Origin of the sequence: Saccharopolyspora cebuensis, assembly GCF_039542665.1 — a bacterium.
GTDB classification, from domain to species: Bacteria; Actinomycetota; Actinomycetes; order Mycobacteriales; family Pseudonocardiaceae; genus Saccharopolyspora; species Saccharopolyspora cebuensis.
Genome location: NZ_BAABII010000016.1, coordinates 630231 through 643635, shown reverse-complemented (window position 1 = coordinate 643635; position 13405 = coordinate 630231). Strand labels below are relative to the sequence as shown.

Genomic DNA, 13405 nt, shown 5'->3' with positions numbered 1-13405 from the left:
GTGCGCGCCGGGCCGCCGGGCCGACGCCGGCGAGCCGCTCAGCCCAGCGCGCGGTAGCGCCAGCGGGCCCGGTGCCGCTCGCCGGGTCGCAGCACCACCAGCCCGTCGCCGGTGACGAACGCGTTCGGCGCGCAGGTCATCGGCTCGACGGTGATGCCCTGCCGCGCCGGGCGCTCGCCCTCCGGGCTGTCGTCGGTGTAGACCTGCAGGTAGCCGTGCGCCCGGTCCACCCGCAGCTCGACGTCGACGCCGCCCGGCCGCCGCATCCGCACCACCGCCTCGCCGTCCCGCTCCCGGTCCAGATCGGTGAACGCGGTGTCCATCGTGGTCGCCCCGATCCGCCGGGCGGTGCGGAAGTCGTACCCGGTGCCCGCGACCGGTGCGGTGCCGACCGGGATCAGCCGGTCGTCGGTGCGGTAGTAGGTGCGGGCGGGCAGCTCCAGCACCACGTCGTCGATGCGGTCGGTCGCGGCCGCGACGTAGGTGTGGTTGGCGGTGCCGTAGGGCGCCGGGGTCCGGCCGGTGTTGCGGGCCGTCACGGTGGCCCGCACCCCGTCGTCGTCCACCGCGTACTCGGCCTCGAACACCATCGGGAACGGGTACCCGTAGTGCGGCGGCAGCGCGTAGCGCAGCACCACGCGGTCGCGCCGGTGGTGCACCGGTTCCCACTCGACGAAGTTCATCAGCCCGTGCAGCGCGGTGTCCCGGGACGGCTCCGTGATCGGCACCTGCCAGGTCCGCCCGCCGAAGGAGTAGCGGCCCCGGTCGATCCGGTTGGGCCACGGCAGGATCGTCTTGCCCCGGTAGCCCTCGCCGGGATCGTCCGGCCCGTGGGTCAGCAGCACCTCCTCGCCGTCCACCTGCCACGACAGCAGGGTCGCCGCCACCCCGGCGACCACCACGCGGTGCCGGCCGGCGCGCAGCTCGTGGAGCCGTCCGACGGCGGTCCCGGACGGCGGCGGCTCCGGTGCGGCCTGGGCGGGTGCCGCGGTCGCGACACCGGCCGCGGTCAGCGCCGTGGTCAGCGCGGTGCGCCTGCTGATGGGGCTCATGGGGTGCCCTCCTCGATCACGGCGCGGTTGTGCGCCCGGGTGGTGGCCGGGTCGGGTTTGAGCACCCGGCGGTCGTAGGTGAGCAATCCGTTCACCTCGTTCTCCACGTCGGTGAGCTGGGTGTAGATCGCGGCGCTGATCCCGCGGTCGCGGACCGCGTCGAGGAGTTCCCGGCTGACCTCGCCGTAGCGGCGGGTCAGCTCGGCGCGGCTGGTGGTCATCTCGTAGGCGTTGGTCTCCCCGGGCCACAGGTGCCCTTCTTCGGCGAGGCCGAGACCGCCGTACTCCCCGTCGACCGAGGCGCGTCCACCGGTCACCTCGGGGCGGCCGGGACCGACGTAGGTGTGGTCGTCGTAGATGTCCCCGGCGCCGGTGTCGGGCAGGGAGTAGCAGCAGTTCACCCCGCTGCTGATGTCGATCAGCCGGGTCGGGTCCGCGGCGCGGACCAGTTCGGCGATCGCGGCCGTCCCGAACTCGCCCCAGCCCTCGTTGAACGGCACCCAGACGACCACCGAGGGGGAGTTGCGGAGCTGGTCGACGAGGTCGAGCTGTTCGGCGCGGAAGTGCGCCCGCGCCTCCGGACCGGGCGGCGGGTTGCTGCCCGGCTCGTCGGCCAGGTCGATGGGCAGCGACGGCATGTCCTGCCACACCAGCAGGCCGAGCCGGTCGGCCCAGTGGTACCAGCGCGCCGGTTCCACCTTGACGTGCTTGCGAACGGTGTTGAACCCGAGGCGCTTGGTCTGCTCCAGGTCGGACCGCAGCGCCTCGTCGGTCGGCGCGGTGTGGATGCCGTCCGGCCAGTAGCCCTGGTCCAGCGGCCCGTGCTGGAACAGGATCCGGCCGTTGAGCCCCAGCCGCGGCCGGCCCCGCGCGTCCGCGACGAGCTGGACCGAGCGCAGTCCGGCGTAGCTGCCGACCTCGTCCACCGGGGCGGCGTCGTCCAGCAGCCGCACGGTGAAGTCGTAGAGGTGCGGGTCGTCCGGGCTCCACAGCCGGGGCGGGCCCACGGGCAGCCGCAGCGGCCGGTCGGCCGGTCCGGTGGCGCGGGCGACCTCGCGGCCGTCGGCGTCGGTGACCACGGCCTGCACCCGGAGCGCGCCCGGACCGGCGGTGCGCGCGGTGAGCTCGAAGCCGCCGCCGGGCACGTCCGGGACGATCGCCAGCGAGGTGATGTGCTGCTCCGGCACCGGTTCCAGCCACACCGTCTGCCAGATGCCGGACGCGCCGGTGTAGAGGATGCCGCCGGGGTCGTCGCGCTGCTTGCCGACCGGGTGGGGGCCGCGCTCGTTGCGGTCCTCGACGGCCACCACCAGCTCCTGCCGCCGACCGGGGCGCAGCGCGTCGGTGATGTCGGCGCTGAAGGCGGTGCAACCGCCTTCGTGGACCGCGACCTCGCGGCCGTTGACCGAGACCTCGGCGCGCTGGTCCACCGCGCCGAAGTGCAGCAGCACCCGGTCGCCGGACCAGTCCCGGGGCACGGCGAACTCCCGGCGGTAGAGCATGTGGTCGTCGTGGCGCCGGATCCCGGACAGCGCCGATTCCGGCGGGTAGGGGACGAGGATCCGTTCGTCGGTGCGGGTCGGGCGCTGCGCGCCGCCCGCGTAGTCCCACAGCCCGTTGAGGTTGCGCCACCGCGGCCGGGTCAGCTGCGGGCGCGGGTACTCCGGCAGGGCGTTGTCCGGACCGACCTGGTCGGTCCAGGGGGTCGACAGCGGCGGTGCTGCGGGGCGCCACGGCTCGGCGGCGCCTGCGGCCGGAGCCCCGGTCGCCGCGGCGCCCCGGGCGGTGGCGGCCAGGGCCGTGGCGAGCAGGGCGGTGGCGGGCAGGGCCGGCGGCGAGGTGCGACGGCGCAACGGCGGCCTCCCGGGACGAGAGCGGTGGAGCGGCGCGAAATCACCACAGGACAACAACAGTGACCAGAAACGCACGCACAGTCAACGCCGGTGGATCAACGCCCGCAATTCGGAGCAGTCTGATGGAACCGGACGGGGGCGTCCGGCTACGTTGTGGCGGGCATCGCCGCCGACACCAGGAGGATGGGGACGTGACCGCTGTTCCGGGAGCCCACGACGCCGCGACACCGGGCGAGGCGTTCCGCTCGGCCCGCGACTTCCTGCTGCGCCACCGCGAGGACTACGACACCGCCCGCCGCGAGTTCCGGTGGCCCGCGCCGGAACGGTTCAACTGGGCCCTGGACTGGTTCGACACCATCGGCGAGCGCCACGACCGCACGGCGCTGTGGATCGTCGACGAGGACGGATCGGAGCAGCGGCTGTCGTTCCGCGACCTGACCCGGCGCTCGAACCAGGTCGCCAACTGGTTGCGGGAGCTCGGCGTCGGCCGCGGCGACCGGATGATCCTCATGCTGGGCAACCAGGTCGAGCTGTGGGAGACCGTGCTGGCCGCGATCAAGCTCGGGGCGGTGATCATCCCGGCGACCACGCTGCTCGGGCCGATCGACCTGCGCGACCGGGTGGACCGCGGCCGGGTGCGGCACGTGGTGACCACCGCCGCCGACGCCCCGAAGTTCGACGACGTGCCGGGCGACTACACCCGGATCGCGGTCGGCGGGCCGGTGCCCGGCTGGCGGCACTACGCCGACAACGCCGCCGCGGCGACCGATTTCAGCCCGGACGGGCCGACCCGGGCGGACGAGGCGATGCTGCTCTACTTCACCTCGGGGACCACGGCGCAGCCCAAGCTCGTCGAGCACACCCACGCCTCCTACCCGATCGGGCACCTGTCCACGATGTACTGGATCGGGCTGGAACCCGGGGACGTGCACCTCAACATCTCCTCGCCGGGCTGGGCCAAGCACGCCTGGAGCAACCTGTTCGCGCCGTGGAACGCCGAGGCGACGGTGTTCATCCACAACTACACCCGGTTCGACGCCGCCGCGCTGCTCGAGCAGGTGGAGCGCTGCGGGGTCACCAGCTTCTGCGCCCCGCCGACGGTGTGGCGGATGCTCATCCAGGCCGACCTCAGCGGGCTGTCCCGGCCGCCGGCCAAGGTGGTCGGCGCGGGGGAGCCGCTCAACCCGGAGATCATCGAGCAGGTCCGGCGCGCCTGGGGCGTGACCATCCGGGACGGCTTCGGCCAGACCGAGACCAGCGTCCAGGTCGCCAACACCCCGGGCCAGCCGGTCCAGCCCGGGTCCATGGGCCGCCCGCTGCCCGGCTTCGACGTCGTGCTGCTCGACCCGGTCACCGGCGAACCGGCCGACGAGGGCGAGATCTGCCTGTCCCTGGAACCTCGCCCGGTCGGGCTGATGACCGGCTACGCCGACGACGACGAGCGCACCGCCGAGGTGACCCGGGGCGGCTACTACCACACCGGTGACGTGGGATCGCGGGACGCGGCGGGCTGCCTCACCTACGTCGGCCGCACCGACGACGTGTTCAAGGCCTCGGACTACCGGATCTCCCCGTTCGAGCTGGAGAGCGCGCTGCTGGAGCACGAGGCGGTCGCGGAGGCCGCCGTGGTGCCCGCGCCGGACGCGATCCGGCTCGCCGTGCCCAAGGCCTACGTGGTGCTGGTGGCCGGGTACGAGCCGAGCCGGAGCACGGCGCTGTCCATCCTGCGCTTCGCCCGCGAGCACCTCGCGCCGTACAAGCGGGTGCGGCGGCTGGAGTTCGCGGACCTGCCCAAGACGATCTCGGGCAAGATCCGGCGCGTCGAGCTGCGCGCTCGGGAGCAGGAGCAGGGCCCGCACGCGGCCGGGTTCGGCGGCGAGTTCCGCGAGGAGGACTTCCCGGAGCTCCGGAGCTGACCGCTCCCCCGAGGGCGGCGGGGCCGCCGTCCTCCGGGGCCGCCGTCCTCAGGGGGCGGTGCGCGACACCACCGGTGTCACGTGCCACACTGGTGCGTGATCGGTTCAGCGCGCCGCGGCCGGGTACCCGGCGGGCGGACTGGACCGCCGCGCGAGGAACGGGGCGCTGATGCGGGCGACGGGCGAAGCGGGGCCGCCGGTACCGCCGGACGGTGCTCCCTCGCGATGGCCCGGGCCCCCCGATCGGGTGGCGCACGGCGGCGGTACCGCGATCCGGGGCGAAGAACTCGCCGAAAATCCTGGCGCCGGGCGGAGGTGGATCGTAACATCCGATCTCCGCTCGTCGATGCAACGACTGGGGGCGGAGAAGCCCCGCTCCCCGCGCTCCCCCCGAAATCATCGAATTCTCAGGTTCCCGCTGTTGCCCCGAGTGCGGTTGATGTGGTAAACGCTTGCGCGCGAGTGTACACAACTCGACGATTTTCTGCACTCTCACGATCGTTACGCGCATTCAAATGCCCTAGAATTTGCGCAGGTAGCAGCGCATTTATTCACCCAGGGTGATCGGGGGAATCACGCAATCATCGTATTCCGGTGATGGTTGTCACACGTTCGTACGCTTGCTTCAGGATCTTCTTCGCCTAGGTTGGTTAAGCGACGCAGGAATTCGCGTCGAACCGGGATGGCAAAGGTGCCGACCTGGTTCGTGACGGGTGCTGGTGTGTGGCCTGAGCATTTCTCGGCCGCCCTCGCCTGTCATGGGCGTTGCCTTTTTGTGCATGGCGACCCGGCACGGCCACGGGACCAACTCGGGGCACGGATTAGCGCGACCCCGGGCCGGCGGTGGCGCATGACCAACGTGAGTGGTGGGAGTGAAGTATGGCCAAGAGCGTGGACGACCTAGCCTCGAGCGACAGCCCTGGATCTCCGGATACCGCCGATCTGGTGCGTCGCGAAGAGCAGGTGTTCGGCGACAATCCGTTGGAAGTGCGCGAATCTGATCACTACACGCACGAGTACGTCGGCGGATTCGTGGAAAAATGGGATGACCTGATCGACTGGAAGAAGCGCTACGAGAGCGAGGGCACCTTCTTCATCGATCAGCTCAAGGCCCGCGGGGTGCGCTCCGTGCTCGACGCGGCCACCGGCACCGGGTTCCACTCGGTCCGGCTGCTGGAGGAGGGCTTCGAGACGGTCAGCGCGGACGGCAGCCCGCAGATGCTGGCCAAGGCGTTCAGCAACGGGCTGACCTACGGCGGGCACATCCTCCGGGTCGTCAACGCCGACTGGCGCTGGCTCAACCGCGACGTGCACGGCGAGTACGACGCGATCGTCTGCCTCGGGAACTCCTTCACCCATCTGTTCTCCGAGCGCGACCGGCGCAAGGCCCTGGCCGAGTTCTACGCGATGCTCAAGCACGACGGTGTCCTGATCGTCGACCAGCGCAACTACGACTCGATCCTGGACAGCGGATTCAGCTCCAAGCACACCTACTACTACGCGGGTGAGGACGTTTCCGCCGAGCCGGATTACGTCGACGAAGGGCTGGCCCGGTTCAAGTACACCTTCCCGGACAAGTCCGAGTTCTACCTCAACATGTATCCGCTGCGGAAGAATTACGTGCGGCGGCTGATGCGCGAGGTCGGTTTCCAGCGGATCGACACCTACGGTGATTTCCAGGAGACCTACCACGACGCCGAACCGGACTTCTTCATCCACGTCGCCGAGAAGCGGTACCGGCCGGACGAAGAATTGGCGGACGTCTACTCGAACGCCGTGCACACCGCGCGGGATTACTACAATTCTGAGGACGCGGACAACTTCTACTACCACGTCTGGGGCGGCAACGACATCCACGTCGGCCTCTACCGGGGCGAGGGCGAGGAGATCGACGCCGCCTCCCGCCGCACCGTGGAGCGGATGGCGGGCAAGGTGGAGATCACGCCGGAAACCCGAATTCTGGACATCGGTTCCGGATACGGCGGCGCCGCCCGCTACCTGGCGGCCACCTACGGCTGCAAGGTTTCCTGCCTGAACCTCAGCGAGGTGGAGAACGCCCGCAACGTCGAGTTCAACCGCGAAGCCGGGCTCGACGAACTGATCGAGGTCAAGGACGGTTCCTTCGAGGACATCCCATTCCAGGACAACGCCTTCGACATCGTCTGGTCGCAGGACGCGATCCTGCACAGCGGTGACCGGGAGCGCGTCCTGGAGGAGGTCACCCGGGTGCTCAGGCCGGGCGGGTCGTTCCTGTTCACCGACCCGATGGCCGCCGACCACGCGCGGAAGAAGGACCTGGGGCCGATCCTGGACCGGTTGCACCTCGACAGCATGGGGTCGCCCGGCTTCTACCGGCGCGAGCTGGCCCGGCTGGGCCTCCAGTCGGTGGACTTCGACGACCTCAGCGAGTACTTGCCCGTGCACTACGGGCGGGTTCTGGAGGTCCTGGAGGCCAAGGAGGGCGAACTGGCGAGCAAGATCAGCGAGGACTACCGGGCCAGGATGAAGGTCGGGCTGCGCAACTGGGTCGAGGCCGGGCAGGCCGGGAGCCTGGCGTGGGGCATCATCCACGCCCGTGCGTGAAGCCGTCGGCGTGATGAGCAAGGATCGAACCTGCAGCAGGTGAGTGAGGAGCAGTCGTGAGTGAGATCAACCGCAGGTTGTTCACCAGTGAATCGGTGACCGAAGGCCACCCGGACAAGATCTGCGACGCGATCAGCGACGCGGTGCTGGACGCGCTGTTGGCCCAGGACCCGCGGTCCCGCGTGGCGGTGGAGACCATGGTGACCACCGGTCAGGTGCACGTGGCCGGTGAGGTGACCACCGACGCCTACGCCGACATCCCGACGATCGTCCGGGACAAGATCCTGGAGATCGGCTACGACTCCTCGGCGAAGGGCTTCGACGGGGCGTCCTGCGGCGTCAACATCGCGATCGGGTCGCAGTCCCCGGACATCGCGCAGGGCGTGGACACCGCGCACGAGTCGCGGGTCGAGGGCGTGATCGACGAGATCGCCAAGCAGGGCGCCGGTGACCAGGGCCTCATGTTCGGCTACGCCTGCACCGACACCGACGAGCTGATGCCGCTGCCGATCGCGCTGGCGCACCGCCTGTCGCGGCGGCTGACCCGGGTGCGCAAGGACGGCACGCTGCCGTACCTGCGCGCCGACGGCAAGACCCAGGTGACCATCGAGTACGCCGGTGACCAGCCGGTGCGGCTGGACACGGCCGTGCTGTCCACCCAGCACGCCGAGGAGATCGACCTCGACGCGACGCTGACCAAGGACATCCGGGAGAAGGTCATCGACCCGGAGATCCAGCGGGTCGGCCTGGAGACCTCCGACACCCGCATCCTGGTGAACCCGACGGGCCGGTTCGTGGTCGGGGGCCCGATGGGTGACGCGGGTCTGACGGGGCGGAAGATCATCGTGGACACCTACGGCGGGATGGCGCGGCACGGTGGTGGCGCGTTCTCCGGCAAGGACCCGTCGAAGGTGGACCGGTCGGCGGCGTACGCGATGCGCTGGGTGGCCAAGAACGCGGTGGCCGCGGGGCTGGCGGGCCGGATCGAGGTGCAGGTCGCGTACGCGATCGGCAAGGCGGCTCCGGTGGGCCTGTTCGTGGAGACCTTCGGGACCGAGAACGTGGACCCGGTGAAGATCCAGGCGGCGATCAACGAGGTCTTCGACCTGCGCCCGGCCGCGATCGTGCGGGACCTGGACCTGCTGCGGCCGATCTACGCGCAGACGGCGGCCTACGGCCACTTCGGCCGCGCCGACGTGGACCTGCCGTGGGAGCGCACCGACCGCGCCGACGCGCTCAAGAGCGCGGCGGGCATCTGACGGTCCGCACGGCCATCCATCGGACCGCGGGGCGTGGCGCGCCGCGCCCCGCGGTCCGATGTCGGACATCCCGACGCCAAGATGAAGCCCCGAGGGCGGCTCCGGTGCGGAGCGCCCCGTGTGAAGGAGAGAGCAGTGCGGATTGCGGTGACCGGCTCGATCGCCACCGACCATCTGATGTCCTACCCCGGCAGGTTCGCGGAGCAGTTCGTCGCCGACCGCCTCGACCAGGTCTCGCTGTCGTTCCTGGTCGACGAGCTGGAGGTGCGCCGGGGCGGGATCGCGGCCAACATCACCTTCGGCCTCGGCCAGCTCGGGGTGACCTCGACGCTGGTCGGTTCGGTCGGTAGCGACTTCGACGAGTACCGGGCGTGGCTGGACCGCCACGGAGTCGACACCGGGTCGGTGCACGTCTCCGGCACCAAGCAGACCTCGCGGTTCGTGTGCACCACCGACGCCGACCAGAACCAGATCGCCTCGTTCTACGCCGGGGCGATGTCGGAGTCCCGGGAGATCGAGCTGCAGCCGATCGCCGAGCGCCTCGGCGGGCTGGACGTGGTGGTCATCTCGGCCAACGACCCCGAGGCGATGGTCCGCCACACCCAGGAGTGCCGGGACCGCGGCTACCGCTTCCTCGCCGACCCGGGCCAGCAGCTCGCCCGGATGGACGGCGAGTCGATCAAGTCCCTCGTTGGCGGCGCCGAGTTCCTGTTCACCAACGAGTACGAGCACGGCCTGCTGCTCAAGAGCACCGGGTGGACCCACGAGGAGGTCCTCCAGCGCGTCGGGAAGTGGTTCACCTCACTCGGCCCGAAGGGCGTGCGGGTCGAGGCGGCCGGAGAGCCCACACTGGTCGTGGAGCCGCCGAAGGAGAAGCAGAAAGGCGACCCGACGGGTGTCGGTGACGCGCTGCGCGCCGGCTTCCTGGCCGGGCTCTCCCACGATCTGGGAATCGAGCGGTCGCTGCAGCTCGGCTGCACGCTCGCGACGGTATCCCTGGAGACCGACGGTCCGCAGGAGTACGAGGTGGACCGGGAACCGTTCCTCGCCCGCTTCGCCGAGGCCTACGGCGACGCCGCGGTGGCTGAGGTCGGCCCGAAGCTTCGCTGAGACGGGGGAGAGGCAGACAGCGTCATGGCAGATCGGCAGAACGACCCCAGCGGTTTCCTCGCCGCGATCGACGAGCGGGTGCTCGTCGCGGACGGCGGGATGGGGACCGCGTTGCAGGCCTACGACCTCACGTTGGACGACTTCGCCAACCTGGAGGGCTGCAACGAGATCCTCAACGAGACCCGGCCCGACGTGGTCTCCGGCGTGTACCGGGGCTACCTGGAGGCCGGCTCGGACGCCATCGAGACCAACACGTTCGGGACCAACCTGGCCAACCTCGCCGAGTACGACATCGTCGACCGGATCCGGGACCTGGCCGAGAAGGGGACGGTGCTCGCGCGGCAGGCGGCCGACGAGTTCTCCACGCCGGACAAGCCGCGCTTCGTGCTGGGATCGATGGGGCCGGGCACCAAGCTGCCGACGCTCGGCCACGCCCCCTACACCGACCTGCGCGACGCCTACGTCGATCAGGTCCTGGGGATGCTCGACGGCGGCATCGACGTGGTCCTGGTGGAGACCTCGCAGGACCTGCTCCAGACCAAGGCCGCGATCGTGGCGGCCAAGCGGGCGATGGAGCAGGCTGGCCGGCGGCTCCCGATCATCGCCCAGGTCACCGTCGAGACCACCGGCACGATGCTGGTCGGCTCGGAGATCGGTGCCGCGCTGACCGCCCTGGAGCCCCTGGGCATCGACCTGATCGGGATGAACTGCGCGACCGGGCCCGCGGAGATGAGCGAGCACCTCCGGGTGCTGGCCCAGCACTCCACGATCCCGATCTCGGTGATGCCCAACGCCGGGCTCCCCGAGCTCGGCCCGAACGGCGCGGTGTACCCGTTGCAGCCCGCCGAGCTGGCCGAGGCGCTCGTCGGGTTCGTCCACGACTTCGGCGCCCGGCTGGTCGGCGGCTGCTGCGGGACGACCAACGACCACGTGCGCGCGGTGGCCGAGGCGGTCTCCGGGCTGACCCCGGCGGCGCGCACCCCGGAGGTCATCCCGGCGGTCTCCTCGATGTACCAGTCGGTGCCCTTCGAGCAGGACGCCTCGATCCTCAACGTCGGGGAGCGGACCAACACCAACGGTTCGAAGGCGTTCCGCGAGGCGATGCTCGACGGCCGCTACGAGGACTGCATCGAGATCGCCAAGGGCCAGACCCGCGAGGGCGCGCACATGCTCGACCTGTGCGTGGACTACGTGGGCCGCGACGGCGTGCAGGACATGCGGGAGCTGGCGGGCCGGCTCGCCACCGCCTCCACGCTGCCGGTGATGGTGGACTCCACCGAGGCCGACGTGATCCAGGCCGGGCTGGAGCACCTGGGTGGCCGGTGCGCGGTGAACTCGGTGAACTACGAGGACGGCGCCGGCCCGGACTCGCGGTTCCAGAAGGTGATGCGGCTGGTCTCCGAGCACGGCGCCTCCGTGGTCGGCCTGTGCATCGACGAGGAGGGCCAGGCCCGGACCAAGGACTGGAAGGTCCGGGTCGCCGAGCGGCTGATCGCCGACATCACCGGCAACTGGGGCCTCGCCGAGTCCGACATCATCATCGACTGCCTGGTGTTCCCGATCTCCACCGGTCAGGAGGAGGTCCGCAAGGACGCCATCGAGACGATCGAGGCGATCCGGGAGCTCAAGCGGCTCCACCCGGAGGTGCAGACCACCCTCGGCCTCTCGAACGTGTCGTTCGGGCTGAACCCGGCGGCGCGCCAGGTGCTCAACTCGGTGTTCCTCAACGAGTGCCGCGAGGCCGGGCTGGACACGGCGATCCTCAACGCCTCGAAGATCCTGCCGATGAGCAAGATCCCGGACGAGCAGCGGGACGTGGCGCTGGACCTGGTCTACGACCGGCGCTCCGAGGGCTACGACCCGCTGCAGAAGCTGATGGCCCTGTTCGAGGGCCAGACGGCGAAGTCCTCCAGCGCCTCGCGGGCCGAGGAGCTGGCCCAGCTGCCGCTGTTCGAGCGGCTGGAGCGGCGGATCGTCGACGGTGAGCGCAACGGCCTGGAGGCCGACCTCGACGCGGCGATGGGCGAGAAGGACCCGCTGGCCATCGTCAACGAGAACCTGCTCGCCGGGATGAAGATCGTCGGCGACCTGTTCGGCTCCGGGCAGATGCAGCTGCCGTTCGTGCTCCAGTCCGCCGAGGTGATGAAGGCCGCGGTGGCCCACCTGGAACCGCACATGGAGGCCGACGACTCCGGCGGCAAGGGCAAGCTGCTGCTGGCCACGGTCAAGGGCGACGTCCACGACATCGGCAAGAACCTCGTCGACATCATCGTGTCGAACAACGGCTACGACGTGGTCAACATCGGCATCAAGCAGCCGATCGGCGCGATCCTGGACGCCGCGCAGGAGCACCAGGTCGACGCGATCGGGATGTCGGGCCTGCTGGTGAAGTCCACGGTGATCATGAAGGAGAACCTCCAGGAGATGAACTCCCGGGGGGTGGCCGACCAGTACCCGGTGATGCTGGGCGGCGCGGCGCTGACCCGCTCGTTCGTGGAGAACGACCTCGACGAGGTGTACCAGGGCGACGTTCGCTACGCCAAGGACGCCTTCGAGGGCCTCACCTTGATGGACCGCCTGATGTCGATCAAGCGCGGAGAGGCCCCCGAGGTGGACGCCGCCGAGGAGGCCAAGAAGGCCGAGCGCAAGGCCCGGCACGAGCGTTCGGCGCGCATCGCCGAGAAGCGCAAGGCCGAGCAGGGCCCGGAGCCGGGCTACGACGACACCACCCGCTCCGACGTCGACGCCGACGCCCCGGTGCCGACGCCGCCGTTCTGGGGCTCCAAGGTGGTCAAGGGCGTCGCGGTCGCCGACTACCTGGCCCTGCTCGACGAGCGCGCCACGTTCTTCGGCCAGTGGGGCCTGCGCGGGGCGAAGAAGGGCGAGGGGCCGTCCTACGAGGACCTGGTCGAGAGCGAGGGCCGCCCGCGGCTGCGGCACTGGATCGACGAGCTGTCCACCGCGGGCATCCTGCAGCACGCGGCGGTGGTCTACGGCTACTTCCCGTGCGTCACCGAGGGCAACCACCTGATCGTGCTGGACAAGGAGGAACCGGACGCGCAGGAGCGCTGCCGCTTCTTCTTCCCCAGGCAGAAGCGCGACCGCAGGCTGTGCCTGGCGGACTTCTTCCGCACCCGGGAGAAGGCCGAGCAGACCGGCCAGGTCGACGTGCTGCCGATGCAGCTGGTCACGATGGGCCAGCCGATCGCCGACTACGCCAACGAGCTGTTCGCCAAGAACGCCTACCGGGACTACCTGGAGGTGCACGGCATGGGCGTGCAGCTCACCGAGGCGCTGGCCGAGTACTGGCACCGCAGGGTGCGGCGCGAGCTGGCCTGGTCCAGCGGTGGCTCGGTCGCCGAGGAGGACCCCGCCGACGTCCGGGAGTTCTTCAAGCTCGGCTACCGGGGCGCCCGGTACTCGTTCGGGTACGGGGCCTGCCCGGAGATCGAGGACCGCGCCAAGATCGTGGAACTGCTGGAGTCCGAGCGGATCGGGGTGGAGCTCTCCGAGGAGTTCCAGCTCCACCCGGAGCAGTCCACCGACGCCCTCGTGGCCCACCACCCCGAGGCCAAGTACTTCAACACGTGAGGCGGTGGGCGGCGCCCACCACCCGCGACGCACCGACGCGA

Annotated in this window: 7 protein-coding genes; 5 read left to right on the top strand and 2 right to left on the bottom strand. The window is 70.5% G+C overall.

What is annotated here, in order from left to right:
• Positions 1–38 precede the first annotated feature (38 nt).
• Positions 39–1052 carry an aldose 1-epimerase family protein gene (locus ABD976_RS23160; protein WP_345366625.1) on the bottom strand — a complete coding sequence of 338 codons (1014 nt, stop codon included), beginning with the start codon at positions 1050–1052 and terminating at the stop codon, positions 39–41.
• Positions 1049–2848, bottom strand: coding sequence for a glycoside hydrolase family 2 protein (locus ABD976_RS23155; protein ID WP_369775674.1), 1800 nt, complete (start codon positions 2846–2848; stop codon positions 1049–1051). Before ABD976_RS23155 ends, ABD976_RS23160 begins: the two co-directional genes overlap by 4 nt.
• Before the next feature lie 248 nt (positions 2849–3096).
• On the opposite strand from ABD976_RS23155, the gene ABD976_RS23150 reads away from it, so the two are divergent.
• The 5 genes from ABD976_RS23150 to metH all read left to right on the top strand — a co-directional run bounded on the left by ABD976_RS23150 (position 3097) and on the right by metH (position 13364).
• The gene (locus ABD976_RS23150) at positions 3097–4821 is read left to right on the top strand and encodes an AMP-binding protein (protein ID WP_345366623.1); all 1725 of its coding nucleotides are present in this window, start codon (positions 3097–3099) and stop codon (positions 4819–4821) included.
• A gap of 879 nt (positions 4822–5700) precedes the next feature.
• Positions 5701–7404 carry a glycine/sarcosine N-methyltransferase gene (locus ABD976_RS23145; protein ID WP_345366621.1) on the top strand — a complete coding sequence of 568 codons (1704 nt, stop codon included), beginning with the start codon at positions 5701–5703 and terminating at the stop codon, positions 7402–7404.
• 56 nt (positions 7405–7460) lie between these two features.
• The gene (gene metK, locus ABD976_RS23140) at positions 7461–8663 is read left to right on the top strand and encodes a methionine adenosyltransferase (RefSeq protein WP_345366619.1); all 1203 of its coding nucleotides are present in this window, start codon (positions 7461–7463) and stop codon (positions 8661–8663) included.
• Between the two features lie 135 nt (positions 8664–8798).
• Positions 8799–9773: a carbohydrate kinase family protein gene (locus ABD976_RS23135; protein WP_345366617.1), complete on the top strand. Its 975-nt coding sequence runs from the start codon at positions 8799–8801 to the stop codon at positions 9771–9773.
• A gap of 24 nt (positions 9774–9797) precedes the next feature.
• A complete protein-coding gene (gene metH, locus ABD976_RS23130) occupies positions 9798–13364 on the top strand; it encodes a methionine synthase (RefSeq protein WP_345366615.1) in 3567 nt (1188 codons plus the stop codon).
• The last annotated feature ends 41 nt before the right edge of the window (positions 13365–13405 follow it).

What these genes read in the sequence shown, in the direction of transcription:
- metH (WP_345366615.1), top strand. Translation starts at nt 9,798, where the DNA reads ATGGCAGATCGGCAGAACGACCCCAGCGGTTTCCTCGCCGCGATCGAC.
- ABD976_RS23145 (WP_345366621.1), top strand. Translation starts at nt 5,701, where the DNA reads ATGGCCAAGAGCGTGGACGACCTAGCCTCGAGCGACAGCCCTGGATCT.
- ABD976_RS23160 (WP_345366625.1), bottom strand. Translation starts at nt 1,052, where the DNA reads ATGAGCCCCATCAGCAGGCGCACCGCGCTGACCACGGCGCTGACCGCG.